This is a genomic window from Arthrobacter woluwensis, assembly GCF_030816155.1.
Taxonomy (GTDB): Bacteria; Actinomycetota; Actinomycetes; order Actinomycetales; family Micrococcaceae; genus Arthrobacter_E; species Arthrobacter_E woluwensis_A.
Window position 1 is genome coordinate 2,719,018 of the sequence record NZ_JAUSXR010000001.1, and the last position, 26,269, is coordinate 2,745,286.

The following is a 26,269-nucleotide window of genomic DNA, read 5'->3' on the forward strand; positions in this document are numbered from 1 at the left end:
CCGGTCGAGGCGGGCGGCCTTGGTTAAAACAAGGCCGCCCGCCTCGACCGTTCGCGGGCAGGTGAACGGTCGGGACGGGCGGCCAGGCTCAGAGAGCCGGAGCCGGGAAGGCTCAGGCGTTGGCGCGGATCGCTGCCTCGAGGACGTCGAGCGCGTCGTTGAGGAGGTCCTCACCGATCGTGAGCGGCGGCAGGAGACGGATCACGTTGCCGTAGGTGCCACAGGTCAGGATGATGACGCCCTGGGCCAGGCAGTAGTCGGCGATCGCCTTGGTCAGCGCGGCATTCGGCTCCTTGGAACCTGCCACCACGAGCTCGATGGCCTGCATGGCGCCACGGCCACGCACGTCACCGATCACGGAGAGCTCGCCGGCCAGCTTGTTCATGCGGTCCTGGATGAGCTGACCGATGCGCTCGGCACGGGCGTTCAGGTCGAACTGTTCCATGGTCTCGATCGCGGCGAGAGCGGCCGCACAGGCCACCGGGTTGCCACCGTAGGTGCCGCCCAGACCGCCACCGTGAACGGCGTTGAGCAGCTCGGCGCGACCGGTGACGGCGGACAGCGGCATGCCGCCGGCGATGCCCTTGGCCATGGTGATCAGGTCAGGGACGACGCCCTCGTGATCGACGGCGAACCACTTGCCGGTGCGGCAGAAGCCGGCCTGGACCTCGTCAGCGATGAAGACGACGCCGTTCTCCTTGGCCCACGCGGCCAGGGTCGGGAGGAAGCCCTCGGCGGGGACGATGAAGCCGCCCTCACCCTGGATGGGCTCGATGATGATCGCGGCGACCTCGCTGCCGCCGATCTGCTTCTCGATGGCGAGGATGGCGCGCTGGGCGGCCTCGGTGCCCGTGATCTCCGGGTTCTCCTCGCGGTACGGGTAGCTCATCGGCAGGCGGTAGATGTCCGAGGCGAACGGACCGAAGCCGCTCTTGTACGGCATGGCCTTGGCGGTCAGCGCCATGGTCAGGTTGGTGCGGCCGTGGTAGGCGTGGTCGAACGCGACGACGGCGTTGCGGCCGGTGGCCTTGCGGGCGATCTTGATGGCGTTCTCGACGGCTTCGGCGCCGGAGTTGAACAGCACGGAGCGCTTCTCGTGGTCGCCCGGGGTCAGCTCGTTGAGCTTCTCGGCGACGGCGACGTAACCCTCGTACGGGGTGACCATGAAGCAGGTGTGCGTGAAGTGCTGCACGGCTTCCTGGACCGCGGCGACGACGGCCGGGGCGGAGGCGCCGACGCTCGTCACGGCGATGCCGGAGCCGAGGTCGATGAAGGAGTTGCCATCCACGTCCTTGATGATGCCGCCATCGCCATCGGCGATGTAGACGGGGACGGAGGAGGCGACGCCGCCGGCGACGACGGCGTCACGGCGGGCTGCCAGCTCGAGAGACTTCGGGCCGGGGAACTCGCCGATGTTGCGCTTCTGCTCGAGGCGGTAGCTGAGCTCGGTGGTGGTTGCAGTCATGGGGGACTCTTTCCTTCTTAGTCGCCTGCGACGGGTGTGACTTCGAGCATAGGATGACGAAAGCTCGCCGATGTATAGGCGGGTGCACAGCCAAACCCCAAGCCTGCTGTGCGGGAGTCCAAAGGACTTCTATGATGGGATCATGTCCATCACGCTGGCGGCACTTCTGTCCGTTCCGTCTCTCAAGCTTAAGAAGGTCGGGGCCGCCGAGTCGACCCTTTCCACCCCGATTCAGTGGGTGGCCGTCACGGAGCAGGAGAACCCGCAGCGCTTCCTGAGCGGCGGCGAGCTCGTGCTGACCACGGGACTGCGCCAGAAGACGGCCGCCGCGCAGCGCCACTTCGTGCGCATGGTGCAGCGCTCCGGAGCGGTCGGGATCGGCTTCGGCACGGGCCTGTCCTCCGAAGTGGTGCCCCCGGCCCTCGTGGCGGAGGCGAACCGCTGGGACATCCCCGTCGTGGAGGTCCCGTACGAGACCCCGTTCATCGCACTGGGGAAGCTCGTGGCGGAGGCGCAGCACGCGGACCACCTCGCCAAGCTGGAACGCATGCTCTCCGGGCACCAGGTCCTGGCCCGTTCCCTCCTCTCAGGCGGCGGGCTGCCCGCCCTGCTGCGGCAACTGGCGGGACTGCTCCGCACGGACCTGCGGCTGCGGCGCTACGGACGCGAGATCTTCAGCACCACCGCAGGCTCCCTTGGTGAATCCGACTCCGGACGCTGGCTGGACGTGGCCATCTCCACCGGTCAGCGCGACGCCACCACACTCCAGGTCCGCGAGCCCTTCCGGGACGCCGGCATCCTGGACTACGCGAAGAGCCTCATCAGCCTCGAACTGAACAACCAGAAGCACCAGCGGGACGCCTCCCGGAAGCTGGCAGGGCAGGTCATGCAGGACGTCATCCGCGGCGTGCTGGACCCGAAGGACGCCGGCACCAGGCTCGCGACCATCGGTGTGGCTGCGGCCAAACGTCATGTGGTGATCCTCGTGCGGCCGGCGCCGGGCAACACGCCGGCTCAGAACAAGGCCATCATGTCCACGCCCCTGCCGCCCGAGCTCGAAGGCATCCCGACCGCCGTCGTCGACTCCGAGCTGCTCATCATCACGCCGGAGGACAAGACCGCCGTGGAGGCCGCCAAGGCCGTCCACGCGCTGCTGGCCGAGGCCGGGCTCAAGGCGACGATCGGGATCGGCGGCCACTACGCCAAGGCGAACGGCCTGCGGTGGAGCTACTTCGAGGCGCGCGACGCCGTCGCCCGCGGACTGCCGGTCAACGAACCCGAACGGCTCAGCCTGACGTCGCTGCTGCTGGCGAGTGAGGACGTGCCGCTGTCCGACATGGCGATGGAGACCCTCAAACCGCTCTACGACTTCGACGCCGCGCACGGCGCCGGACTGCTCAGCACCCTGGAGAGCTACCTCGAACACGACGGCTCCGTGGCGGCCGTGGCGCAGGCACTCACGCTGCACCGCAACACCGTCCGGTACCGCCTGGCCCAGATCACCGAGCTCAGCGGCTACGACCCCTCCACCACGGCGGACCGCGTCCAGCTCTGGCTGGCCCTGGCGATCTCCCGCCTCGGGACCCGCTGAGTCACCCTCACGCCGGCCACTTTCTGTGGCGCTCATCACGGAATGGCATACCAGAAGGACTAAAGGTCTAACCTTTAGAACATGCCAGCCACACCCACCTCGGAATCCACCGCGCCCATCCTCAGCCCCGCTGCTCTCGCCGACGCCTCGGCACTCGCCACGGGAACCGGAGGGTCGGGGCGCCGCAAGGTGCTGCTCGCCCTGGTGGGCGTCATCCTGGTGGGCCTCAACCTCCGCGTGGGCATCACGAGTGCCGCCGCGCTCTTCCACGAACTGCAGCAGGCCCTGGGCTACGGAGCCTTCATCGCCTCGCTCCTGCCGAGCATCCCCACCCTGTGCTTCGCGTTCGCCGGGCTGGCCACCAATCCCCTGAGCCGCCGCCTGGGCGTCGAGAACACCGTGGTGTTCGCGCTCTTCCTGCTGACCTGCGGCCTCGCGATCCGCGGCATCCCCAGCACCGTGGCGCTGCTGGTGGGCTCCGTGGTGGCGATGAGCGGCCTGGCCATCTGCAACGTCTCCATGCCCGTGCTGATCCGCCAGGACCACGCCGACCGGACGTCGCTGGTCACCGGCCTGTACACCTTCACCATGACCATTGGCGCGACGACGGCGGCCACCGTCAGCGTCCCCCTGGCCCATGCGCTGGGCTCGCCGTCCGCGGGGCTGGCCTCGTGGTCCGTGATCGCCGCGCTCGGCCTCCTCGGTTTCATCCCGCTGGCCCTCGGCCGTCGCCGGAGCCGGAACCTGGCCCCCGACGTCGCGCCCGAGCAGCATCACGGCATCTGGGCCTCGCTCCGGGGCCGCAAGGCCGTCCTGATCGCGATCGTGTTCTCGACGCAGGGTTTCCTCGCCTACGCCGTCATGAGCTGGTTCGCCTACATCCTGAGCGACAGCGGCATGGACGCCACGCAGAGCGGCCTGATGTTCGGTGTCATGCAGTTCGTGTCGATGTTCGCGGGCATGCTCTTCCTCGCCTTCGGTTCGCGGAACAGCACCCGCCCCTGGGCCCTCGCCATCCCCGCCGCCTGCACAGTGGCCGGCATCATCCTCCTCATGGTGGCGCCGATCGAGACGGCACTGCTATCCGCGTGCCTCACGGGCCTGGGCCTCGGCATCTTCCCGCTCGTCCTGGCGATCATCAGCCAGAGCGGCCGCACCCCCGCCGAGACCACGGCGCTTTCCACTGCCGCGCAGTCCCTGGGGTACTTCTTCTCGGCGCTCGGCCCGCTCGGCATCGGCCTCCTGCACGGCCTGACGGGGCAGTGGATTCTGCCGCTGGGTGTGGCGGTCGGCGTCGCGGTCGTCCTGACCGTGGCCGCCTTCGTGCTGGGGCGCCTGCACAGCGGGCACGGACCCCGCGTAGTGGTCGCGTCGCAGCAGGCCTCCCGGGGCGGGGAGTGATCCAGTGACCACCGCACGGAACACCTCGCAGTCCGCCACCCCCACCGGCGGCCTGCATCACCCGGAGGGACGGCAGCCCCTGGCGGCCGCCGTCGCCCGGCAGCTCCGCGAGGCGATCGCGGCCGGTGCCTGGGAGATCGGGCAGCGGATCCCCACCGAATCGGAGCTCATGGAGCGTTTCCAGGTCTCCCGGGGCACCCTGCGGGAAGGCATCAAGGCACTGGCCCACGCCGGGGTCCTGGAGGTCCGGCAGGGCGACGGCACCTACGTCCGCGCCCGCAGCGAGCTCGAAGGAACTGCGAGCCGGAGCGTCGGCGAGCACACGGCCGCCCATGTGTTCGAGGTCCGTCAGGTCCTGGACACCCAGGCCGCGCGGCTCGCGGCCCAGCGCGCAGAGGCCCCGGGCATCGAGGAACTGCAGCGCATCCTGGACGCCTCGCTCGAGGCCTGGCACGCCGGGAGGGTCTCCGAGTGGGCGGATCTGGACTGGGAGTTCCACCGCGGCGTGGCCCGTCTGAGTGGCAACCCGCTGCTGGAACAGCTCTACTCGGGCTTCGCGGGGGCCTTCAAGCGCGATCTGCTCAACCAGTCGGAGCACCGGGACTTCGACCCCAGCCTGCAGCCGGGACATCAGGACCTCATCACGGCCCTCTCCTCCGGCGACCCGGAGACCGCCGAACAGAGCGTCCGCTGTGGCCTGGAGATCGCCGAATCCCGTAGCTGAGTGCCCTTAAAGCAGTTGAGTGCTCAGTTGTTGCGGGTGATCCGTGGAAACACCCGCAACACCTGAGCACTCAAGGTGCTGAACGCACTGCGCGGACTTCAGGAGCCGACGACGGCGCCCGCCCCGTCACGCGAGATGCTCACCATCTCCTCGCGGGACACCACCTTGATGCGCTCGCGCTCGACGCTCACCCCGTGCGAGCCGCCGTTGGCCGTGGCCTCGGCACCGAGTGCGCGCTCGTGGGCGTCCAGACGGTTCCAGCCATCCCAGCTCGTGTACTGCACGCCGCGGCTTTCGAGCAGCGCGACCACGGCGTTCTCCGCGGCGTCGTCCGCCACGGGGAGGGCCGTGCGGTCCTCCAGCAGGTGGGTGATGGTTTCGAGGGCGTCACCCTTGGTATGGCCGATGAGGCCGACCGGTCCGCGCTTGATCCAGCCCGTGGCGTAGACGCCCGGCACCGGGGCGCCGTCCGCGCCCAGCACGCGGCCGCCGTCGTTGATCACGACGCCCTTGCGGTGGTCGAACTCGACGCCCGGCAGCGGGGAGCCGAAGTACCCGATGGTCCGGTAAACGGCCTGGACCGGGTAGTCCACGTACTCGCCGGTGCCGCGGGCGTTGCCCGTGCCGTCGAGCTCGGTGCGCTCGAAGCGGATACCGGCCACCTTGCCCGGGGTTTCGGGTGAGTCGGTGATCTCCACCGGGGAGTGCAGGAAGTGCAGGTGCAGGCGGCGGGAGGCGGTCAGCTCGGAGAGGTCCTCGGGCTGCTCGGCGAACCAGTTGGTGAGCGTCCCGACCATGGTCTTGATCTGGTTGTTGCTCTGGATCGCCTCATCGGAGGCCTCGTCGAACTCGAAGTCCTCGGCGTAGAGGATGATGTCCACGTCCTTGGAGTGGGACAGCTCGCGCAGCTCCAGCGGGGTGAACTTGATCTGCGCGGGGCCGCGGCGGCCGAACACGTGGACGTCGGTGACCGGGCTCGCCTTCAGGCCGGCGTAGACGTTGTCCGGGATCTCGGTGACCAGCAGGTCGTCCGCATGCTTGGACAGGACGCGGGCGACATCCAGCGCGACGTTGCCGTTGCCGATGACCGCGACCTCCTTGGCCTCCAGGGGCCACTCGCGGGAGACGTCCGGGTGGCCGTCGTACCAGGAGACGAAGTCGGCGCCGCCGAAGGAGCCCTCCAGCTCGACGCCGGGGATGTTGAGGTCCGCGTCCTTGATGGCGCCCGTGGCGAAGATGACCGCGTCGTAGTGCTTCCGCAGGTCATCGAGGGAAAGGTCCGTGCCGTAGTCGACGTTGCCGAAGAAGCGGATGTCGCCGCGGTCCAGGACCTTGTGGAGGGCGTTCACGATGCCCTTGATCCGCGGGTGGTCCGGGGCGACGCCGTAGCGGATCAGGCCGTAGGGCGCCGGGTAGCGGTCGAACAGGTCGATGCTGACGGTGAGCTCCCCGCTCTTGACCTCATCGCTCTTGGTGAGGATGTCCGCGGCGTAGACGCCGGCCGGGCCGGAGCCGACGACGGCGACGCGCAGCGGGCGCTCCGCGGAGCCGACGGCTGCGTTCGAGGGGGTGGGGAGTTCTGACACGGCTGTGTTCCTTTCGTCGACTGCTCCATAGGATGTCATTCCAGCCTGGGATTCCGGCGAGAACGACGTCCTGTGGAGCACTCGATCAGAGTGCATGAGTGTGGGTGAGGCGAAGATGCTCGGGGGCGTAGGGGCTGAGCCGGACGACGTCCCCCACCACGATGACGGCGGGATTCTCGACCCCGACGTCGGCGGCGCGGTCCGCGATGTCCGCGACGGTCGCCACGGTGACCCGCTGGTCCGGCGCGTAGCCGCGTTCCACGATCGCCACGGGGGTGTCCCGCGGGAGCCCGGAGGTGGCGAGGGTGTCCATCGACCGGGACAGGGCCTTGACGCCCATGAGGAGGACCACGGTGTGGTCCGGCCGGGCGGGCAGGCTGCCCAGTTCGTCGTGGCCCGTGACGACGGAGAAGCCCGTGGCCAGCCCGCGATGCGTCACCGGGATGCCGGCCGCGGCGGGCACGGAGATCGCGGAGGTGACGCCCGGGACCACGCGGACGTCGACGTCGTGTTCACGGCAGAAGGCGAGCTCCTCGCCGCCGCGGCCGAGGACGTACGGGTCGCCGCCCTTGAGCCGGACCACATGGTTTCCCGCGAGCGCCTCGCGGACCAGGATGCGGTTGATCTCGTCCTGCGGGACGGGATGATGGCCGGGGGTCTTGCCCACTTCGATCACGCGGACGTCCTCCGGCAGGCCGTCCAGGACGGAGCGCGGGCCGAGGCGGTCGGCCACGACGACGTCGGCCTCCGCCAGGAGCTGCCGGGCGCGGACCGTCATGAGGCCGGGATCGCCCGGGCCGCCGCCGACCAGGGCGACGCTTCCCTTGGCCCGGGTCCCGACCTGACCACCGCGCGGATTGCCCCGGCGGTGGTGGCGGAGCGGCAGGGCGCCTTCGTCGAGCGCGGCGGCGACGGCGTCGCGCACGGCCATGGCACGGCGGGGATCCGCTCCGGCATTGACCGCGATCTTCACGTCGTCCACGCTGGCGACTGCGGGCGTCCAGGCGGCGGAGCTCTCGTGGTCCCCGGCATTGACGCACCAGATCCGGCGGGCCTCGGAGTCGGCCGCCACCTGGGCGTCCACCGCGGGGTCACCGGTGGCGGTCTGAACGAACCAGGGGGTGTCGAGGTCTTCGGTGCGGTAGCCGCGGGCCTCCCAGTGGAGGAGTCCGGCGTCGGCGAGGTCACGGATCGTCTCCACCGCTTCGGGGGCGACCACCGTGACCCGGGCCCCGGCGTCGAGCAGGCCCTTGGCACGTCGCGCGGCGACCTTGCCGCCGCCGACCACCAGCACCGGGCGGCCGAGAAGGCGCAGTGCCGTGGGATAGATGTCCATCAGAGCCATGCGAAAACCATAGGGGTGGCGCGTAACACTCATCAAAGCTGCCGAAACGGCGGTTCACGCAAGGTCACGGAAGGTCACATAGGGCCGCGGAACTAGGCTGGAAACCGTGATCAGCTTCAGTGAGGAGATCCGTATCGCGGCGCGGCCGGAGGAAGTCTTCGGCCTGTCCCTCGATGTCGACGCCCACACCCGTTCCATGGCCGGTTCGGGTGAGCGGGCCGTGGCCGGGGTGATGACGGGCCGCATGGGGCCGGGCGACACCGTGACCTGGCAGGCCCGCCATTTCGGGGTCCCGATCCGCATGACGTCGCAGATCACCGAGTACCGCGAGCCGTCGCACTTCGTGGACGAACAGCTCCACGGACCATTCAGGCTCTGGCGCCACGAGCACCGCTTCACGCCCGACGACGGCGGCACCCTCCTGCGCGACGACATCACCTTCGCCGCCCCGCTGGGCCCGCTCGGACGCCTCGCCGAGCTGCTGGTCCTCCGTTGGTACATGCCGCAGCTGATCCGGCAGCGGAACGTGTTCCTCAAGGCGGCGGCCGAGGCCAGGCCGCCGAAACAGTGAGTTTGCGCTGAAACAGTGAGCTGAACTCACTGTTTCAGCGCAAACTCACTGTTTCACCGCATCAGATGACGTGTCACTCGTACGAGCAGAGGTAGGCCACGGGATCGCTGGTCATGACAGTGAAGGACACCCCGGCCTCGACGTCGAACGCCGAGCCGGCTTCATAGCGCACCCACTCGCCGCTCTCGGCCGGGAGCTTCACGTCCCAGCTGCCGCGCACCAACTGCATGCGTTCCGGGGAGGACGTGCCGAAGGTCCACTCGCCCGGGGCGATGACACCGACCGTGAACTTCCCCTCGTCGTCCCCGGAGCCCAGGCTGCGGACGTTGCCGTCGAAGTATTCGTGCTGGCTGATCATGAGGGCTCCTTCGCTGCGGGCCCGGCGGTCCGGCCGGGCGACTGTCCCCCACGTTAGGACGGACGGCCCTCCGCTCCAATCGCCGTCCGGATTGTTGCGGGGAGGTCCTTGTTGCGGGGCCGTCCTTGTTTCTGGGCCGCGCGGGACTTTCACGGTCGCACCGCGACCATGGCTGCCAGGGGACGCCTGCGGGTCTGTTCGAGGGAGACCTTTCCACCGCGCCGCACCAGTTCTCGAAGTGAGCCCTCCGCCCGGCCGCCTTGCGGTTCTCCCTGCTCATCGCCCCAGTTCAGCCCGCGTACTGCCGCACCACGGAGTGATTCGACTTGAGGTGTTACTGGTGACCTCCGTTGGATGAAGGCGAACGGCGCCCTCCGGCGTGAAGGTGCCGGTTCGCACTCATCGATCTCGTACGTGTAGTCGCACCATGTCAAAGGGGATGCCATGCCTGGATTGAAATCTCGCCGCGCACGAAGCGCCGGCATTGCTGTCGTGATTCTCACGCTGTCGTTGACGGCTTGTTCCGGAAAAACGCTGAAATTCGGCGGCCAGGAGGTCGAAGACCTGGACAAGACCATCACGGCGCTGGACGACAGTTGGAAGCAGAGCCTCACCGATGGAAAGAAGGCGAACACCGCCCCGGATGACGGGTCGCGGTGCTACGCCCAGATCAATGGCGAGGTCCTGGCCGATGAGGCGATCTGTGGTCCCGTGCACTACCTGGGGTCTGACGACACCACGTGGGACACGGTGTCGTTAAAGCAGGTGCTCGACAATTCTTCCGACAAGGTCCGCGTCGAGAAGGATTCCGGCTTCACCACGGGTGCCAAGAAGGCCAATGTGGAGCTGTACCGGCCTGACGGGAAGGAACCGCCGAGTGATCTGAACGTCCCCGAGCCCGAGGCGAATACTGAGGAACCCGGCCAGGCGATCTGGATGAAGTCATCCGGGCCCCAGGCCCCTGGCGATTCCTCGACCGGCGACTCATCGAAGTCGGTGACCATCGTGACCCCGGATGCTCGGTTGGTCGTGAGCAGCCCGAAGATCTCTGATCGGATCGGTGGGCCGGAGGATCGGCAGCAGGCCGGCGCTGGGAACAAGTTCGGCTCCGTCACCATCAGCACCGGCGCCAACGGTTCCTCCCAGTCCGACAGTAAGACGGTGCTCGCGTTCAGCGCCGGCGGGAAGAGCTACAACGTCGGCAAACCGCAGGACGGCACGCTCGCCATGGCCGTCCCCGGCGACGGGAAGGACCTGGCCCTCACCGTGACCTTCGAAGGCAAGACCCAGACATACTCCCTGGCTGACGGATCCCTGGATGAGAAGTCCAAGGGACTGTCGTATTACGACGGGTACAAGACGACCTCAGACGATTCCGCCAAGGTCGGCGATCTGAAGATCGAGAAGCAGAACGGGTTCGATCTGACCTTCTATGGAACCAGTTACACCGCCTATCGCGTCCCGTACGACGCATCTGTCGGCTGGGCGCCGGAGGGCAAAAGCTGGTTGGTGATCAGCGGCAGTCCGAGCACCGACAGCCTGCAATGGAAGCCGGACCACGGCTATGAGTACGGTTACTACAACGTCAAGGAGGACATCGTGTCCGGCACGGTGACCAACGTCAGCGGCGAGGCGTTCAAGACCACGCTCAAAGCCCATCCCAGAGTCGAGGGCAGCGGATGGTTCAGCTCCGACAGGGTCAATGCGATCTTCGAAGTACCCGCCAAAGCCAGAGACTTCAAAGCGTCCTTCGTCCTCCGTGCGACGGGCACTCTGAAGAAGGACCAGTCCAACACCGAGGCGCCCGCCACGGCGAACTTCGACAGCCCGGTGAACGACCTCCAATTCACCTTCCCCCAGGGCACGGACGCTAAATAGAAGGCGACGCGCCCCCGAAAGGTCCGCCGCCCCCGGCGGCGCCCTCACGTGCAGGAGCGGACGCGACGACGCCGGCCACGCGCCGTCGCGCCCGCTCCTTCATCGACTGCTCCATAGGAAGTCGTTCTGAGTGATCTCAGAGGGAAAACGACATCCTGTGGAGCAGTCGATGAGGGTGGTCGAGAGAAAGAACGCGGCCGAGGAGACTCGACCCCCGTGGGGACTCCTGCCCATTGCCCCGCCCCCGGCGACGTCGCATGCTGGAAGACAGGCGCCCAGGCCGACGCCCGCGCAGATCTGGAGGCTCCGGATCCGGCACAGTCGGCGATCCTCTGAGGAACCATGCGAGGCGAGGAGTTGGACATGAGCGATCACACCACCGATGAAGCACGGCAGGCCGGCACGATCCGGGACCTGGAGGCGCGCATCGCCCGCCTTGAGCGTGTGGCAGTCGGCGCCTACGAGGTGCTCCTCGGAGCCCTGCTGATCGCAGGACTGACCGTGCCGATCTTCACCACCCGCGAGACCCGGGGCGACTCCCGGGTGGATACGCCGGTCTCCGTGTTTACCGTCATCTTCCAGCGCGGCATCGCGCCGGATTCGAGCTCTGGTGACGATCCGGCGCTGTCTGCGCTGTTCATGATCGGTTTCGTCGGCCTGCTGGTCGTCACCGTGCTGTTGCTTGTTCTCCTGGTCGTCACCGCCGCACGAGCGCTGACCGTCCCGCTCCGGCGTGCCGGTTGGATCCTGGTGACGCTGGGGATCATCGGAGCCTTCGTTCTGCTGACCTTCACGATGATGGCTGCGAGCAACCACGAGTCCGACAAACCCGGCTGGGGTGCGGTCCTCCTGATGCTCGGCGTGCTCGGGGTCATTCCCCTGCTGACCAGGGCGGCTGCCTCCCTGGTGTCACCGTCGGCGTCTCCCGCCACCGACCACTCCCCTGACCCGTCGACTGCTCCATAGGATGCCGATTTCGCTCTGAATTCACTCAGAACGACTTCCTCTGGAGCAGTCGACGAGGGATTGGTGATCAGCCCTGTCCGAAGACGTGCTTGACGATGTTGCCGAGCAGCGCCGCGTTGTAGTCGACGCCGAGCTGGTTCGGGATGGTGACCAGGACGGTGTCCGCCTCCTGCACGGCCTCGTCGCGGGCCAGTTCCTCGGCCAGTTGGTCGGGCTCCCCGATGTAGGAGCGGCCGAACCGGGACACGGCCCCGTCCAGCCACCCGACCTGGTCGCGGCCTTCGACCTGACCGCGCAGACCGAAGTAGTGGTGGTCCTCCTCCGACACGAGCGGGATGATGCTGCGGCTCACCGAGACGCGCGGCGTCCAGTCGTGCCCCGCGTCCTTCCAGGCCTCACGGAACACCCGGATCTGCTCGGCCTGCAGCTGGTCGAACGGCACTCCGGTGTCCTCGGTGAGCAGGGTCGAGCTCATGAGGTTCATGCCCTGCTCAGCGGCCCAGACCGCCGTCGCGCGTGTGCCGGCGCCCCACCAGATGCGGCGGTCGAGGCCCGGCGACTGCGGCTCGACCGGCAGCAACAGACCCGGCCGGCCGTTGCCGGCATCGGCCGGAGCGATCCCGGTACCGGTGATCGCACGGCGGAAGAGCTCCGTGTGGCGACGGGCCATGTCAGCGGGGGTTTCGCCGTCGCGCGGGACGTAGCCGAAGTTCTCGGCCCCGTTGAGCGCCGGTTCGGGTGAACCACGGCTCACGCCGAGCTGGAGCCTGCCCTGGCTGATGAGGTCCGTCGCGGCGGCCTCTTCGGCCATGTAGAGCGGGTTCTCGTACCGCATGTCGATGACACCCGTGCCCATTTCGAGGGTCGTGGTGCGGGCGGCGATGGCGGAGAGCAGGGGGAAGGGAGCCGCGCCCTGCCGGGCGAAGTGATGGACCCGGAAGAAGGCCCCGGCCACGCCCTGCTCCTCCGCGGCGACGGAGAGCTCGATGGCCTGCCGCAGCGACTCACCGGCGTCCTGGGTGTGCGATCCTGCGGATCGACCATAGTGGCCGAAGGACAGGAATCCGATCTTTTTGCTGTTCACGACCACGAAAACCATGCGTTTGCATGGAAAATTCCCGGGCGACCGCGCGGCCTCCCCCTTGGCGGACGACGACGGCACGCGGCTTCCACATTCCGCCCGGCTCGTCTTATCCTCATAAATCCGGGAAACCATTGTAGGATCGTCACCGATGTCCCTACGATCATGCTGATCAGACCACTGATCACATCACTCGGGGGAGCATCTCTTTGTCATTCTTCAGGAACACCCATGCCCGGCCGCGTCCCGGCCGCGCCGTCGGATTCGTGGCGGCCACAGGCGCCATCACCTTGTTCGCAGGCCTGCTGATCGCGCCGGCCGCACAGGCCGCGCCGACTGCCGTGGCCGCGCGGTCGGTCGTCGCGGAAACGCCCACGGACGGACCCACCGGGGAGCCGACCGGCGAGCCCACCGGCGAACCCACGGAGACCCCGGCGCCGACGGACTCTCCGTCGCCGGAACCGACCGCGACCACCGAGCCCACCGAGGCCCCGGTGCCGACGGATACAACGTCACCGACTCCGGACCCGACCGCGACCACCGAGCCCACCGAGGCCCCGGCTCCGAGCAATACCGCGATTCCCGTCGTCCACGGCGAACCGGTGGTCGGCCAGACCCTCACCTCCAAGGGAGGACTGTGGGAGGGCGCGACGAAGTTCCGCTTCGTCTGGACCGTCGACGGCACGGCGGTTCAGACGACCGACCACACCACCGGAGAGATCGACTCCCTGGTGCTGCTGCCCGGCATGGCGGGGAAGACGGTTCAGCTCACGGTGACGGCCACTCGGGAGGATCAGCCGTCCGGAACGGACGCCGCGTCAACGCCCCTCGTCGTGCGGAATGCCGAGTTCACCGGCCTTACCTGGAGCAATGCCGTGGCGGGACGGGCCGTCGTCGGCGAGACGCTGACTCTCGACAAGCCCGCGTGGGATGACTCAGCCACGCGGGGCACCCTCCGCTACCAGTGGTACCGGGCCGGCGCTCCGATCCCCGGCGCCACCTCGGAGCAGTATGTGGTCAGCCCGGCGGACGTCGGCAGGCCCCTCCAGGCCACCATCACCCTCTCGGCCGAAGGCTTCACGGACCACGAGTTCCAGTCCACGCAGGTCACCGCCACCAGCGCCGCCTTCAGCTCGGTCGCCGTGCCGACCATCAGCGGCACGGCTCGGGTCGGCCAGGTGCAGACAGCGAACCCGGGCGTGTCCGCACCGGCCGCCGCCAGCGTCACCTACCAGTGGTTCCGCGGGACGACGGCGATCGCCGGCGCGGTGGGCCGCACGTACATCACCACCGCCGCGGACAACGGGAAGGCGCTCAAGGTCCGGGTCCGGTCGGCCAAGCCCGGTTACACCTCGGTGGACCGGTTCTCCGCGGCACGGACCATCGCGGTCGGCCTCCTCGTGGCCACGAAGTCACCGGTGGTGACCGGAACGCATCGCTACGGCAACACGCTCCGCGTGGCCCAGGGATGGCCCGTCGGGACGACCATCCGCTACCAGTGGTACCGGAACGGCGTCGCCATCAAGGGCGCCACCGGGAGTTCGCTCTACCTGACCACGGCATATATCGGCGCCCGGGTGAACGTGAAGGTCACGCTGTCCAAGCCCGGCTACGTGACGCGCGCCGTCAGCACCTCGCCGATCGGCGTGGGCAAGGCCCTCTTCGCCCTCAGGGCGGCGCCGAAGGTGACGGGACGGCTCGCCCTCGGGTCCGTCCTCGCGGCCTACGCGGGCAGCTACAACCCCGCCCCGAGTAGCATCACGTACCAGTGGTACCGCAACGGTTCCGCCATTGCGGGCGCCCGTGGCCGGACCTACAAGGTCAGCGCCGCCGACAACGGCCGTTCCCTCTCTGTGCGAGTGGCCGTGGGACGGATCTACTACGCCGGCAGGGCCACGATGAGTCCCGCGGTGAAGCTGCCGCTGTGGCCGGTGACCGTGCTCCGCGGTGACGGCGTCTACCGCGTCGGCACGCAGATCAAGCCCGGTCTGTACAAGGCGACGGGCACCGGAGCCGGCTGCTATTGGGCACGACTCAGCGGATTCAGTGGTCTCTTGAAGGACGTCAAGGCCAACTACTTCGGTTCCGCACGGACCTACGTCCAGATCAACGCAGGCGATGCCGGATTCGAATCCCATGGCTGCGGCTCCTGGACGACCGTGACCCCCACGGGCCCGAGGGCCACCCGGATCACCGCGGACGGCATCTATCGGGTCGGCATCGACATCCTGCCGGGGACGTACTACGGCAGCAGCTCACACGACGGCTGCTACCTCGCCGCCCTGACCGGATTCAGCGGGACCTTCGGGGACATCGCCGGGAACTACTACGGATCGGCCGATGTGATCGCCACGGTCCCGAGCTGGATCACCGCGCTCGAGGTCCGGAACTGCGGCACACTGACGCGGTATTGACGGACCCGTGAAGGCCCGGCGGCTTCGAAGCCGCCGGGCCTTCGTGGTGCCCGGGGTCGCGCGAACTCCGGCTCCTTCAGCCCTGCAGTCCCGGAAGCTCAGCCCTCCGGCCGGTGCGTCGGAGACGAGGACTTCGCCGTCGTCGGCGGACCCAAGCTCTCCGGAACCACCCGAACGCACCCGCGCAGCACACCCGGTCCGGCACACCCCGCGTCGTCGCAATCTGTGAATCGTTTCACACCAACCATTGACTCCCCCGACCCCAGCAACTGATTATTAGTGCACGGTTAACCGATTTTTTCATCACCTCAATGCATGAAGAAAGGCTGCCCATGAGACCGCACCCCGCCCGTTCCGGGGTGCACACACGGCAACGACGCCGCCACACCGGGAACCTCCTGGCCCTGGCCGCCGCCGTCACGCTCAGCTGTGCACCGCTCTCCCCTTTGTCTGCGGCCGTCGCCGCACCTGAACCCACCACCGCCACTCCCACCACCGCACCCGCGTCCGAGACCGGCACCCCCGTCAAGGTCAAGCCCGTGACCCCCGAGGTCCCGGTCGACCAGAGCGGCAGCACCCTCGGCACCGTCACCGGCGTCGCCCGCGACGGCGGCACGGTGAACCTGACCGCCGAGAAGGGCGCCTTCCGGATCACCTTCCTCGACCCCAAGACCTTCCGCATCGAGGCGGCCCCCGGCGGGACGTTCACCGATCCCGCGAACACGGACCAGGGGGATCCCGCCCAGAGTGCCGACATCGTCGTCGGCGCCAAGAGCTTCCCCGGCACCGGGCTCACCCTCAGCGACGGCGACTGGATCACCGCCTCCACCGATGCCGTCCGCGTCTCCGTGGAGAAGTCCAGCGGGCGCATCAAGGTCACCCGCCCGGACGGCAGCACCGTCTTCGAGGAGTCCGCTCCCCTGAGCTTCGGCTCCAAGAGCACCACCGAACACCTGGCGCCCCAGGCCGGTGAGCAGTTCATCGGCGGCGGCATGCAGAACGGCCGCGCGATCCACACCGGCGCGGTCATCAACATCGCCAAGAACTTCAACTGGACCGACGACGGCTACCCCAACGCCGTGCCGTACTACATGTCCAGCAAGGGCTACGGTGTCCTGCGGGACACGTTCGCGCGCGGCAGTTACGACTTCGGCACGTCCCCGAGCACCACGCACGAGGAGAAGCGCTTCGACGCCTACTACTTCGTGGGTGATTACAAGTCGGCCCTGGACGGCTACACGCAGCTGACCGGCCGCCCGATGATGCCGCCGGTCTATGCCCTCGAGTACGGCGACGCCGACTGCTACAACCGCTCGAACCCGGGCTACTCCTCCTCGGGCTACGGCGACCCCGACGGCGCGAAGCAGCGCACGCCGGACGCCATCAAGACGGCGCGGCAGTTCGTCGCCCACGACATGCCTGCCGGCTGGATGCTTGTCAACGACGGCTACGGCTGCGAGTACCAGCAATTGCCGGAGACCGTGAAGAGCATCCAGGACGAGACCCAGCTCAAGGTGGGCCTCTGGACGCAGCGCTCCCTGACCAACCAGGCCTACGAGGTCGGCCAGGCCGGCGTGCGGCTCCGGAAGCTCGACGTCGCGTGGGTCGGTTCCGGTTACCGCCAGGCGCTCACCGGCTGCGAGTCAGCCCACCAGGGCATCGAGGACAACTCCTCCGCCCGCGGCACCGCGCTCATGGTCGAAGGCTGGGCCGGTTCCCAGCGCTGCGGCATGCAGTGGACCGGCGACCACAGCGGCAACCTCGACGCGATCCGCTGGCAGGTCCCGGCCCTCACCGGCGCGGGCAACTCCGGCCTGGCGTTCACCACCGGCGACGTCGACGGCATCTTCGGCGGCTCCAAGGAGTCCTACGTCCGCGATCTGCAGTGGAAGGCCTTCGCCCCGGCCCTCTACTCGATGTCCGGCTGGGCCCCGACGGACAAGCGCCCCTGGCTCTACGGGGACGACGCCACCGCGATCAACCGCAAGTACCTCCAGCTGCGGCAGCAGCTCATGCCGTTCCTCTACACCCTGGCGCAGGACTCCCACTCCACCGGTGTGCCGATGATGCGCTCCATGGCGCTCGAGTTCCCGGAGCAGGCCGCGTCCTACTCCGCCGAGGCTAACCAGCAGTTCATGCTCGGCTCGGACTTCCTCGTCGCCCCGGTCTACACCCAGAGCACCGTGCGGAACGGCATCCAGCTGCCCGCCGGCCAGCAGTGGGCGGACTACTGGACCGGCAAGGTCTACGACGGCGGCCAGATCCTCAACGGCTACGACGCACCGCTCGACCGGCTCCCGCTGTTCGTCCGCGTCGGGGCCGTGATCCCGCAGGGCAAGGTGGCTCGCAACGCCTCCCTCGTCCCCGAGGACTCGGCCGTGACGGTGGAGGCCTTCGCCAAGGGCAAGTCCTCCTTCACCCTGTACGAGGACGACAAGGTCACGCGCGACTACAAGAACGGCAAGTCGGCACGGCAGACGTTCACCGTGGACGCCCCGGACTTCGGCACGGGCACCGTCAACGTCACCGTCGGCGCGCGGGAGGGCACCTACACCGGGATGGCCGCCGCCCGCCCGTACCTGATCAACGCCCACGTGGGCACGGCGCCGCAACAGGTGAAGACCGGTTCCACGGTCCTCCCCCGGGTCTCCGGACAGGCCGCGCTGGACGCCGCCACCCAGGGCTGGTTCTACGACGCCGCCACCTCGGTGGTGCGGGTCAAGACCGCTCCCCTGGCGTCCTCGGCGAGCGCCACGGTCCAGCTGAAGAACGCCGGGCCGATGGCCGGGAAGACCCAGGACGCGCAGGCCGCGGAACTGCGGGTCGGCGTCGACAAGGAGGTGTTCCAGGGCAAGCAGACGACGTTCACCGCGCAGTTCGTGAACACCGGGACCTGGAGCAAGACGGGCGTGAAGATCACTCCCGCTCTCCCCGCCGGGTGGACCCTCGTCTCCTCCTCCGGCGCGACCGCGTCCGAGGTCAAGGCGGGGCAGAGCGTCACCGCGAGCTTCACGGTGAGTCCCGGCCCGAGCGCTGCCGCCGGTTCGCAGCAGCTGGCGGCGACGGCGTCGTACACACGGCGCGTGACGGCAGCGCGCAGACCGTGCACGGCGGCAACTCGATCTACGTCGCCTACGGCTCCCTGCAAGCCGCGTTCAACAACGTCGCGGTCACCACGGTGGCGAACAAGAGCGCCGGGAACTTCGACGGCGGCGGGGCGAGTTTCTCCGCGGAGCAGCTCGCCCAGGCGGCCATCCCGGCCGGCGGCGTGAAGCCCGGCGGGAAGGTCCCGGTCTACGCGGGGACGCCGCGTGAGGTGGACTTCACCTGGCCGAGCGTCGGCCCCGACGTCCCCAACGCGACCGCGCTCGACGGCCAGACGATCGCCGTCAGTGGCAAGGGCACCCACTTGGCGGTGCTCGGGTCCGCGGCGGTCGGCGGCGGGACCACCCCGGTCCTGACCCTCCGGTACACGGACGGCAGCACCGAACAGCAGGGGATCTTCTTCCCCAACTGGCTGCAGCCCAAGGAGCTGGGCGGCGGCGTGGTGGCGGTGTCCGAACAGGGCCGCAACAAACGCCAACGGCCCGTCCCCGGAGTACACGCAGTACAAGTACCAGGCCTTCGCCAACATGGTCCGGCTGAACCCGGCCAAGGAGCTGGCCGCCGTCGTCCTTCCGACCGACACCCGGGTGAAGTTCTTCGACTGGCAGGTGACCACCCAGCCGCTGCCCGCCGTGCCGCACGGCACCGCGTACGCCTCCGACGTCGAGTGGGTCCAGGCCGTCAACGGCTATGGCGTGATCGGCAAGGACGTGGCGAACAAGGACACGGCGACCTCGCCGGACCTGCCGCTCGCGCTGAACTACACGGATCCCGCCACGGGCACGAGCCCCAGCTACACCAAGGGGCTCGGCGTGCATGCGGAATCCCGGATCACCTACTACCTGGGCGGGAAGTGCACGCGGTTCACGTCGCAGGTCGGTCTGGAGAAGGGGTTCGCGGGGAACATCATCTTCTCCGTCAACGCCGATGGCGCCACGGCCTACACCTCACGGACCTACGTGCCCGGCTTCGCCCCGGAGGGCGTGGACGTGGATCTGCGGGGTGTGAACTACCTCGACCTGGTGGTGAAGCCCTCCGGCTCCATCAACGGGGCCCACGGGGTGTGGGGCGACGCGAAGTTCGAGTGCGCCCCCTAGCGCCGGAACCCGGCTCCGCGAAGTGACAGCTGAGGCCCCTTCCCACGTCGGGAAGGGGCCTCAGCTGTTCTCTCGCGAGCAGGGGGCGGGGGCGCTAAATCCAGTACCGCTCGTCCTCGGAGTCGCCCGGGTGTTCCTTGACCATGCCCGCGGCGAGGGTGTTGCCGTCGGCGGGATCGATCACCAGGAACGCGCCCGTGCGGCGGTGCTTGGCATACGGTTCCAGCGGCAGGGGTGCGGCCAGACGGATCTGGACCTCGCCGATGTCGTTGAGCTCCAGGTCGGAGGCGGGCTGCACCTCGAACGTGTCCAGGTCCAGCTTGCCGGAGACCGAGCGGACGATCGCCTTCACAGTCTGCGTGCCGTGTTTGACGAACACCCGGGCCCCTTCGCGCAGCGGCTTGGAGGACAGCCACGCCACGGAACCGTACAGATCCGCGGAACTCTCCCCCACGGTGCCGGCCGCGGCGATCGTGTCACCGCGGGCGATGTCGATCTCGTCGGCGAGGCGCAGCGCCACCGATTGCGGGGCGAAGGCGGTCTCCAGGGAAGTCCCGGCGAAGTCGATGCCGGTGACCGTCGTCGTGCGGGGCTCATGACCCGGCGACAGGACGACCACCGGGTCGCCGACCGTCACCGTGCCCTCGGCCACCTGACCCGCATAGGCGCGGTAGTCGCGGTACTCCTCCACGTCCAGGCCACGCGCGACGGCGTCCGGCGCCAAGGCGCCCTGCGGACGGATCGCGAGCTGCACGGGGAAGCGGAACGCCTCGTGCTCGTCCTCCAGCTCGTCCGCGGCGGGCAGGGTCTCGAGGACCTCCAGCAGCGACGGGCCGTCGTACCAGGGCATGCGCGGGGAGCGGTCCACGACGTTGTCACCGTCGAGGGCGGACACCGGGATGACCCGGATATCCGCGTGATCCGCGGTTCCATCAGCCTGCGCGGCGCCGATCCCCAGCTCCTGGGACACCCGCCGGATGTCCGCCTCGATCTCCCGGAACACGGGCTCGGAGAAGTCGACCAGGTCCACCTTGTTCACGGCGACGATCACGTGCGGGACGCGCAGCAGGTGCAGGACGGACAGGTGCCGTCGGGTCTGCTCCAGGACACCCTTGCGGGCGTCGATCAGCACCACCACGGCATCCGCCGTGGACGCGCCGGTCACCGTGTTCTTGGTGTACTGCACGTGCCCGGGGCAGTCGGCCAGGATGAAGCTGCGGCGGTCCGTGGCGAAGTAGCGGTACGCGACGTCGATCGTGATGCCCTGCTCCCGCTCGGCGCGCAGGCCGTCGGTCAGCAGCGCCAGGTCCAGGCCGCCCTTCTCCCCGCCGAAGCCGCGGTCCGCGCTCGTGCGGGCGACGGCGTCGAGGGTGTCGGCAAGGATCGCCTTGGAGTCATGCAGGAGGCGGCCCACCAGGGTGGACTTGCCGTCGTCGACGCTGCCGGCCGTCGCGAAACGGAACAGCGTGCTGGACGCGAGTGCGGTGCTCATCAGAAATACCCGTCCTTCTTACGGTCTTCCATGGCCGCCTCGGAGATGCGGTCATCGGCGCGGGTCGCGCCACGCTCGGTCAGGGTCGAGGCCGCGACCTCGACGACGACGGCCGCCACGTCCGCGGCGTCGCTCTCCACGGCGCCGGTGCAGGACATGTCCCCCACCGTGCGGTAGCGCACGAGCTTGGTGATGACCTCCTCATGCGGAGCCGGCTGGGACACCTCGCCCACGGCACGCCACATCCCGTCCCGGGCGAAAACGTCCCGCTCGTGGGCGTAGTAGAGGCCCGGCAGCTCGATGCCCTCGCGCTCGATGTAGCGCCAGATGTCCAGCTCGGTCCAGTTGCTGATCGGGAAGGCCCGCACGTGCTGGCCCACCGTGTAGCGGCCGTTGTAGAGGTTCCACAGCTCGGGACGCTGATTGCGCGGATCCCACTGCCCGAACTCGTCCCGCAGGGACAGGATGCGCTCCTTGGCGCGGGCCTTGTCCTCGTCGCGACGGCCACCGCCGAAGACGGCGTCGAACTTGTTCCGCTGGATGGCGTCCAGCAGCGGCACGGTCTGCAATGGATTCCGGGTGCCGTCAGCGCGCTCCTGGAGCTCGCCGCGGTCGATGAATTCCTGCACGGAACCGACCACGAGCTTCAGGCCGAGCCGCTCGACCGTCCGATCCCGGAACTCGATCACCTCGGGGAAGTTGTGCCCGGTGTCCACGTGCAGCACCGGGAACGGCACCTTGCCCGGCCAGAAGGCCTTGGTGGCCAGATGCAGCATGACCACGGAGTCCTTGCCGCCGGAGAACAGCAGCGCAGGCCGCTCGAACTCGGCGACGACTTCACGGATGATGTGAATGGCCTCGGCCTCGAGGGCGTCAAGCGTGCCGAGCCGGTTGTCAGCCACAGCAGCCTCTTCCAGTAGTTCGGTCATCAGGAGCTCATTTCGGTCAGGAAGTTGGTGGGGATCCTTCGCAAAGATCCGTACAGGACGCATGCGGGCGACCCGTTGCGCGAGCCGAGCCCTGCTGCGAGCGGTGCAGAGGACTTTCCGGAAGCGGCGCATCGCGTGAGCGAGGAACGAGCGAGTGTGTCTAAGCCGCGGGGAAAGTCCTCCGCACTGCGGAGACGAGAGGCAGGACTGCTCACGTGTGGAGCCCGCATTCGGTCTTGTCGGATCCGGCCCAACGGCCGGAGCGGGGGTCCGCCCCCGGCGCGACCTTGTTCGTGCACGGCTGGCAGCCGATGGACGGGTAGCCCTGGCTCAGGAGCGGGTTGGACGGGAGCAAGTGCTCGTCCGAGTACTCCATGAGCTGCTCGTAGCTCCACGGGGCCACCGGGTTGACCTTGACCAGGCCGTTGGCCTCGTCCCAGGTCACGAGCGGGGTGTTGGTGCGGGTGGGGGCCTCGTCGCGGCGGACGCCGGTGAACCACAGCTCGTAGCCGGCCAGGTTGCGGCGCAGCGGCACCACCTTGCGCATGTTGCAGCAGGAGGCGGCGTCGCGGGCGAACAGGTCCTTGCCGAACAGCCGGTCCTGCTGCTCCACGGTGTTCTCCGGCAGCACGTCCACCACGTTCACGCGGAGGGTCTTGGCCACCAGATCGCGGGTCTGGTACGTCTCCGGGAAGTGGTAGCCGGTGTCGAGGAAGAGGACGTCGACGCCGGGCAGCTGCTCGGCGACCAGGGCCGGCAGCACGGCGTCGGCCATGGAGCACGCCACGGTGACCGCCGGCGTCGCGAAGTTGCGCTTCACCCAGGCGATGACGTCCTCGGCCGGGGCATCCCAGGCCAGTTCTGCCGCGCCCGCCTCAGCGAGGGCCTTCAGCTCCTCGTGGGAGCGGAGTGCCGTGCTCATTGGAGTGCCTCCTCATCCGCGGCGTGGGCCCATTCGGCGAAGCTCTGGCCTTCGGCGCGGTCGGCGACGAAGCGGCGGACCACGCGCTCCACATAGTCGGGCAGATCCGCCACGTAGACCTTGAGGCCACGGACGGTGCGGCCCAGGCCTGCCTCCTCGCGGGACGTCGATGCCAGCCCGCCGCCCAGGTGCACCTGGAAGCCGGGAGCCGGGTCGCCGTCGTCGACCGGGAGCATCATGCCCTTCAGCCCGATGTCCGCGGTCTGGATGCGGGCGCACGAGTTGGGGCAGCCGTTGATGTGCAGGCTCAGGGCGTCAGGCAGGCTGCCGGCCTCGACCAGGTCGGCGAGGCGCCGCTCCAGTTCGGCGATGGCCGTGGCCGCGGTGACCTTGGTCTCCACGATCGCCAGCTTGCAGTATTCGATGCCGGTGCAGGCGATGGTGCCGCGCCGGAAGACGCTCGGCCGGGCGGAGAGGCCCAGGGTGTCGAGTTCGGCGATGAGCGGTTCCACCTGATCGCCGGGGACGTCGAGGACCACGAGTTTCTGGTGCGGAGTGGTACGCAGGCGCTGCGAGCCGTGGGCCTCCAGCACATCGGCCAGGCGGACCAGGTTCTCGCCGGACAGGCGGCCGACCGTGGGGGCGACGCCGATGAAGAAGCGGCCGTCCTTCTGCTCGTGGACGCCGATGTGGTCGCCGGGGGTCGGCGGCTTGGGTGCGGCGGGGCCGTCGGCCAGCTGGTAGCCGAGGTATTCGTCCTCGAGGATCTGCCGGAACTTCTCCGGGCCCCAATCGGCCAGGAGGAACTTCAGGCGGGCCTTGGTGCGCATGCGGCGGTAACCGTAGTCGCGGAAGATCTGCGTGACGCCGTGCCACACTTCGGCACCCTGCTCCGGGGTGACGAACGCGCCCAGGCGCTTGCCGAGCATGGGGTTGGTCGACAGCGCGCCGCCCACCCACAGGTCATAGCCGACGCCGAGTTCCGGGTGCACCACTCCGACGAAGGCGCAGTCGTTGATCTCGTGCACCACGTCCTGCGACGGGTGGCCCGTGATGGCGGTCTTGTATTTGCGCGGCAGGTTCGCCAGCTCAGGATCGCCGATGAACTTGTCTGCGATCTCGTGGATCAGCGGCGTCGGGTCGATGATCTCGTCTTTGGCGATGCCGGCCACGGGCGAGCCGAGGATGACGCGCGGCACGTCGCCGCAGGCCTCGGTGGTGGAGAGGTCCACCGCTTCGAGGCGGCGCCAGATCTCCGGCACGTCCTCCACCTGGATCCAGTGCAGCTGGATGTTCTGGCGGTCGGTGATGTCCGCGGACCCACGGGCGAAGTCGACGGAGATCTGCCCGATCACCCGCAGCTGCTCCGTGGTGAGGGCCCCGCCGTCGATCCGGACGCGGAGCATGAAGTACTTGTCCTCGAGCTCGTGCGGCTCGAGCGTGGCGGTCTTGCCGCCGTCGATCCCGGGCTTGCGCTGCGTGTAGAGGCCCCACCAGCGGAAGCGTCCGTGGAGATCGGTGCCGTCGATCGAATCGAAACCACCCTTGGAGTAGATGGTCTCGATGCGTTCGCGGACGCTGAGCCCACCGTCCTCCTGCTTCCACACCTCGTTCGGGTTGAGCGGCGCGGTGCCGTCAACCTTCCACTGGCCATGCGGCTTGGCGGCCGGCCGGCCCGCGCGCGGCGTGCGTGCTGGACGGGCTTCGGGCGAGGGGGTCGCTCCGGCTAGAGCTGTGTCGGTCATACAGAAAATGTAGGGTGGGCCACTTTGGCCTCCCAAGGTCACCGGACATGTGACGACACGGGGGGCAATATTTCGTCACGCGCCGGGCGCGGCGGACACTGCCTCATCGAAGCGCTTCAGGACGAGCCCGGCCAGGGCCTCCGACGGCAGCAGCGGCTCGGTCACGAGATCCGCTCCGGCCTTGAAGAGCTGGTCATGGAACCATCCGTGGGCCAGCAGATAGGACGCGACGACGACGCGCGGCGCCCCCGCCGCCCGGGCCGCCTCCACAGCGTGGGGCACCTTCGGCTCTGCCGCGCTACCGTAGGCGCAGCTCACGGGCCTGCCGAGGCGGGTGGCGAGTCGCCCCGCGACCTCCTCCACGGCTGCGGAGGCCGCCGGGTTGGAGGAGCCCGCGGCGGCCAGGACGACGGCGTCGTCGTCCGCCAGCCCGGCCTCCCTCAAGCGTTCCTCCAGCACGTCCACCAGCACCGGATCCGGGCCGAGGGGCGCCGCCGCGGAGGTCCCGGGCCGGGAGTCCCGGGCCTGGGCGATGTCCACCTTCACGTGGTACCCGACGCTCAGGAGCACCGGCACGATCACGGCCGGCTCGCCCTCGGGCAGGGCCGCCACCACGTCGGGGAGCGCCGGCTCCTGGACGTCCACGTAGGCCTCGCGCACGTCCAGCGACGGGCGGAGCGCGGACACGGCCCGTCGGAGCTCGCGCACTTCGGCGTCGCCGGTGGCGTTGCTGGTTCCGTGCGAGCACGCGATCAGGACAGGGCTGTGAGTCATGACTGGGAGCTTAACGCGAGCGGTCCCCGGGTGCCTTAACCTTGATTGCGAAGCATGTCGGGCGGCCCGTTCCGGATTCCGGCGTGCGCACGGACAGAACGGAAGGGAAGGCCATGTCCTTTGACACCGGCCTCCTGGCCCTCGACCTGCTCGGCGTGTTCTTCTTCGCCGTCTCCGGCTCGCTGCTGGCGGCCCGCAAGCGCTTCGACGTGGTGGGCTCCGTCCTCCTCGCCTGCCTCGTGAGCCTCGGCGGAGGTGTGGTCCGCGACGTCATCCTCGGCGTGCACCTGCCCTCCGCGTTCGGCCAGCCCGTCTACCTGGTGCCGCCGATCTTGGCCGCCGCCCTCGTCTACATCCTGTTCAACAGCGTGCAGCGCTTCACCTCCCTGCTCACCCTGTTCGACGCCGGCGGGCTCGCCCTGTTCTGCATCTCCGGCACGCTGAAGGCCATCTCCCTCGGCGCGAATCCGGTGGCCGCCATCCTGCTGGGCGTCACCACGGCCGTGGGCGGCGGGGTCCTGCGGGACATCACGGCCAACGAGGTGCCCGCCCTCTTCGACGCCCGCGAGATCTACGCGCTCCCGGCCCTCTGCGGGGCTGCTCTGACCGCGCTCGTCTGGCATCTCGGCTGGTTCAACCCGGTCACCGGGCTCACGATCGCCGCCCTCGTCTTCGCCTTCCGGGTGACCGCCTGGCGGCGGCACTGGTACGTCCCCCTGGCCGTGCACGGCTGGCACCGCCAGCTCGACTGAGCACCTGGCCGTTCGCCTGGGACCCGTGTGACCGTCGACCTAGCACTTTCTCGGGTTTCCCGACGCTGAGCCC

Annotated in this window: 22 protein-coding genes; 10 read left to right on the forward strand and 12 right to left on the reverse strand. The window is 68.8% G+C overall.

Annotated features, from left to right (window positions below; all coding sequences use genetic code 11):
• Window positions 1-112: 112 nt before the first annotated feature.
• Window positions 113-1,465, reverse strand: a complete 1,353-nt coding sequence (gabT, locus tag QFZ52_RS12420) for a 4-aminobutyrate--2-oxoglutarate transaminase (RefSeq protein ID WP_307497898.1) — start codon at window positions 1,463-1,465, stop codon at window positions 113-115.
• A 142-nt stretch (window positions 1,466-1,607) separates the two neighbouring features.
• Between gabT and QFZ52_RS12425 the strand changes: the two genes are divergently transcribed.
• The 3 genes from QFZ52_RS12425 to QFZ52_RS12435 all read left to right on the forward strand — a co-directional run bounded on the left by QFZ52_RS12425 (window position 1,608) and on the right by QFZ52_RS12435 (window position 5,181).
• Complete coding sequence (locus QFZ52_RS12425) at window positions 1,608-3,056, forward strand: PucR family transcriptional regulator (protein ID WP_307497899.1); 1,449 nt, start codon at window positions 1,608-1,610, stop codon at window positions 3,054-3,056.
• Between the two features lie 81 nt (window positions 3,057-3,137).
• Window positions 3,138-4,457, forward strand: a complete 1,320-nt coding sequence (locus QFZ52_RS12430) for an MFS transporter (protein WP_307497901.1) — start codon at window positions 3,138-3,140, stop codon at window positions 4,455-4,457.
• A 4-nt stretch (window positions 4,458-4,461) separates the two neighbouring features.
• Window positions 4,462-5,181 (forward strand): FadR/GntR family transcriptional regulator, encoded by a 720-nt coding sequence (locus QFZ52_RS12435; RefSeq protein ID WP_307497902.1) that lies wholly within the window; start codon window positions 4,462-4,464, stop codon window positions 5,179-5,181.
• 98 nt (window positions 5,182-5,279) lie between these two features.
• Here the strand turns inward: QFZ52_RS12435 and QFZ52_RS12440 are convergent, their stop codons facing one another.
• Together QFZ52_RS12440 and cobA are read right to left on the reverse strand one after the other, a co-directional pair.
• Window positions 5,280-6,806: an FAD-dependent oxidoreductase gene (locus QFZ52_RS12440; protein WP_307497903.1), complete on the reverse strand. Its 1,527-nt coding sequence runs from the start codon at window positions 6,804-6,806 to the stop codon at window positions 5,280-5,282.
• Window positions 6,807-6,852: 46 nt separating this feature from the next.
• Window positions 6,853-8,112 carry a uroporphyrinogen-III C-methyltransferase gene (cobA, locus tag QFZ52_RS12445; RefSeq protein WP_307497904.1) on the reverse strand — a complete coding sequence of 420 codons (1,260 nt, stop codon included), beginning with the start codon at window positions 8,110-8,112 and terminating at the stop codon, window positions 6,853-6,855.
• A 106-nt stretch (window positions 8,113-8,218) separates the two neighbouring features.
• Here cobA and QFZ52_RS12450 point away from each other — a divergent pair, with 106 nt between their 5' ends.
• On the forward strand, window positions 8,219-8,683 hold the full coding sequence (locus QFZ52_RS12450; RefSeq protein WP_307497906.1) for an SRPBCC family protein: 465 nt from the start codon (window positions 8,219-8,221) through the stop codon (window positions 8,681-8,683).
• 73 nt (window positions 8,684-8,756) lie between these two features.
• On the opposite strand, the gene ppnP is transcribed toward QFZ52_RS12450, so the two are convergent.
• The gene (ppnP, locus tag QFZ52_RS12455) at window positions 8,757-9,041 is read right to left on the reverse strand and encodes a pyrimidine/purine nucleoside phosphorylase (RefSeq protein WP_307497907.1); all 285 of its coding nucleotides are present in this window, start codon (window positions 9,039-9,041) and stop codon (window positions 8,757-8,759) included.
• 492 nt (window positions 9,042-9,533) lie between these two features.
• Here ppnP and QFZ52_RS12460 point away from each other — a divergent pair, with 492 nt between their 5' ends.
• The gene (locus QFZ52_RS12460; protein WP_307497908.1) at window positions 9,534-10,919 is read left to right on the forward strand and encodes a hypothetical protein; all 1,386 of its coding nucleotides are present in this window, start codon (window positions 9,534-9,536) and stop codon (window positions 10,917-10,919) included.
• A gap of 363 nt (window positions 10,920-11,282) precedes the next feature.
• Window positions 11,283-11,885 (forward strand): hypothetical protein, encoded by a 603-nt coding sequence (locus tag QFZ52_RS12465; protein ID WP_307497909.1) that lies wholly within the window; start codon window positions 11,283-11,285, stop codon window positions 11,883-11,885.
• Between the two features lie 67 nt (window positions 11,886-11,952).
• Here QFZ52_RS12465 and QFZ52_RS12470 read toward each other — a convergent pair whose 3' ends face one another.
• Entirely contained in the window at window positions 11,953-12,969 is a 1,017-nt protein-coding gene (locus tag QFZ52_RS12470; protein WP_307497910.1) for an LLM class flavin-dependent oxidoreductase, read from the reverse strand.
• A 206-nt stretch (window positions 12,970-13,175) separates the two neighbouring features.
• Between QFZ52_RS12470 and QFZ52_RS12475 the strand changes: the two genes are divergently transcribed.
• Entirely contained in the window at window positions 13,176-15,380 is a 2,205-nt protein-coding gene (locus QFZ52_RS12475) for a hypothetical protein (protein ID WP_307497911.1), read from the forward strand.
• Between the two features lie 332 nt (window positions 15,381-15,712).
• Window positions 15,713-18,652: a TIM-barrel domain-containing protein gene (locus QFZ52_RS12480; protein ID WP_307497912.1), complete on the forward strand. Its 2,940-nt coding sequence runs from the start codon at window positions 15,713-15,715 to the stop codon at window positions 18,650-18,652.
• Window positions 18,653-18,674: 22 nt separating this feature from the next.
• Here the strand turns inward: QFZ52_RS12480 and QFZ52_RS12485 are convergent, their stop codons facing one another.
• Window positions 18,675-18,893: a hypothetical protein gene (locus QFZ52_RS12485; protein WP_307497913.1), complete on the reverse strand. Its 219-nt coding sequence runs from the start codon at window positions 18,891-18,893 to the stop codon at window positions 18,675-18,677.
• A gap of 119 nt (window positions 18,894-19,012) precedes the next feature.
• Here QFZ52_RS12485 and QFZ52_RS12490 point away from each other — a divergent pair, with 119 nt between their 5' ends.
• Window positions 19,013-19,582 carry an NPCBM/NEW2 domain-containing protein gene (locus QFZ52_RS12490; protein WP_307497914.1) on the forward strand — a complete coding sequence of 190 codons (570 nt, stop codon included), beginning with the start codon at window positions 19,013-19,015 and terminating at the stop codon, window positions 19,580-19,582.
• Here the strand turns inward: QFZ52_RS12490 and QFZ52_RS16175 are convergent.
• From QFZ52_RS16175 to QFZ52_RS12515, 6 genes are all read right to left on the reverse strand, one after another.
• A complete protein-coding gene (locus QFZ52_RS16175) occupies window positions 19,530-19,664 on the reverse strand; it encodes a hypothetical protein (RefSeq protein WP_373425716.1) in 135 nt (44 codons plus the stop codon). The two genes, QFZ52_RS12490 and QFZ52_RS16175, sit on opposite strands and share 53 nt — an antisense overlap.
• Window positions 19,665-19,676: 12 nt before the next feature.
• On the reverse strand, window positions 19,677-21,074 hold the full coding sequence (locus QFZ52_RS12495) for a sulfate adenylyltransferase subunit 1 (protein WP_307497915.1): 1,398 nt from the start codon (window positions 21,072-21,074) through the stop codon (window positions 19,677-19,679).
• A complete protein-coding gene (gene cysD / locus QFZ52_RS12500; RefSeq protein WP_307497916.1) occupies window positions 21,074-22,003 on the reverse strand; it encodes a sulfate adenylyltransferase subunit CysD in 930 nt (309 codons plus the stop codon). The genes QFZ52_RS12495 and cysD overlap by 1 nt, the downstream gene beginning before the upstream one ends.
• Window positions 22,004-22,214: 211 nt before the next feature.
• Window positions 22,215-22,925 (reverse strand): phosphoadenylyl-sulfate reductase, encoded by a 711-nt coding sequence (locus tag QFZ52_RS12505; protein ID WP_307497918.1) that lies wholly within the window; start codon window positions 22,923-22,925, stop codon window positions 22,215-22,217.
• Complete coding sequence (locus QFZ52_RS12510; RefSeq protein WP_307497919.1) at window positions 22,922-24,670, reverse strand: nitrite/sulfite reductase; 1,749 nt, start codon at window positions 24,668-24,670, stop codon at window positions 22,922-22,924. The genes QFZ52_RS12505 and QFZ52_RS12510 overlap by 4 nt, the downstream gene beginning before the upstream one ends.
• 75 nt (window positions 24,671-24,745) lie before the next feature.
• Window positions 24,746-25,444, reverse strand: coding sequence for a sirohydrochlorin chelatase (locus QFZ52_RS12515; RefSeq protein WP_307497921.1), 699 nt, complete (start codon window positions 25,442-25,444; stop codon window positions 24,746-24,748).
• A 113-nt stretch (window positions 25,445-25,557) separates the two neighbouring features.
• Between QFZ52_RS12515 and QFZ52_RS12520 the strand changes: the two genes are divergently transcribed.
• Window positions 25,558-26,196 (forward strand): trimeric intracellular cation channel family protein, encoded by a 639-nt coding sequence (locus QFZ52_RS12520; protein ID WP_307497922.1) that lies wholly within the window; start codon window positions 25,558-25,560, stop codon window positions 26,194-26,196.
• The last annotated feature ends 73 nt before the right edge of the window (window positions 26,197-26,269 follow it).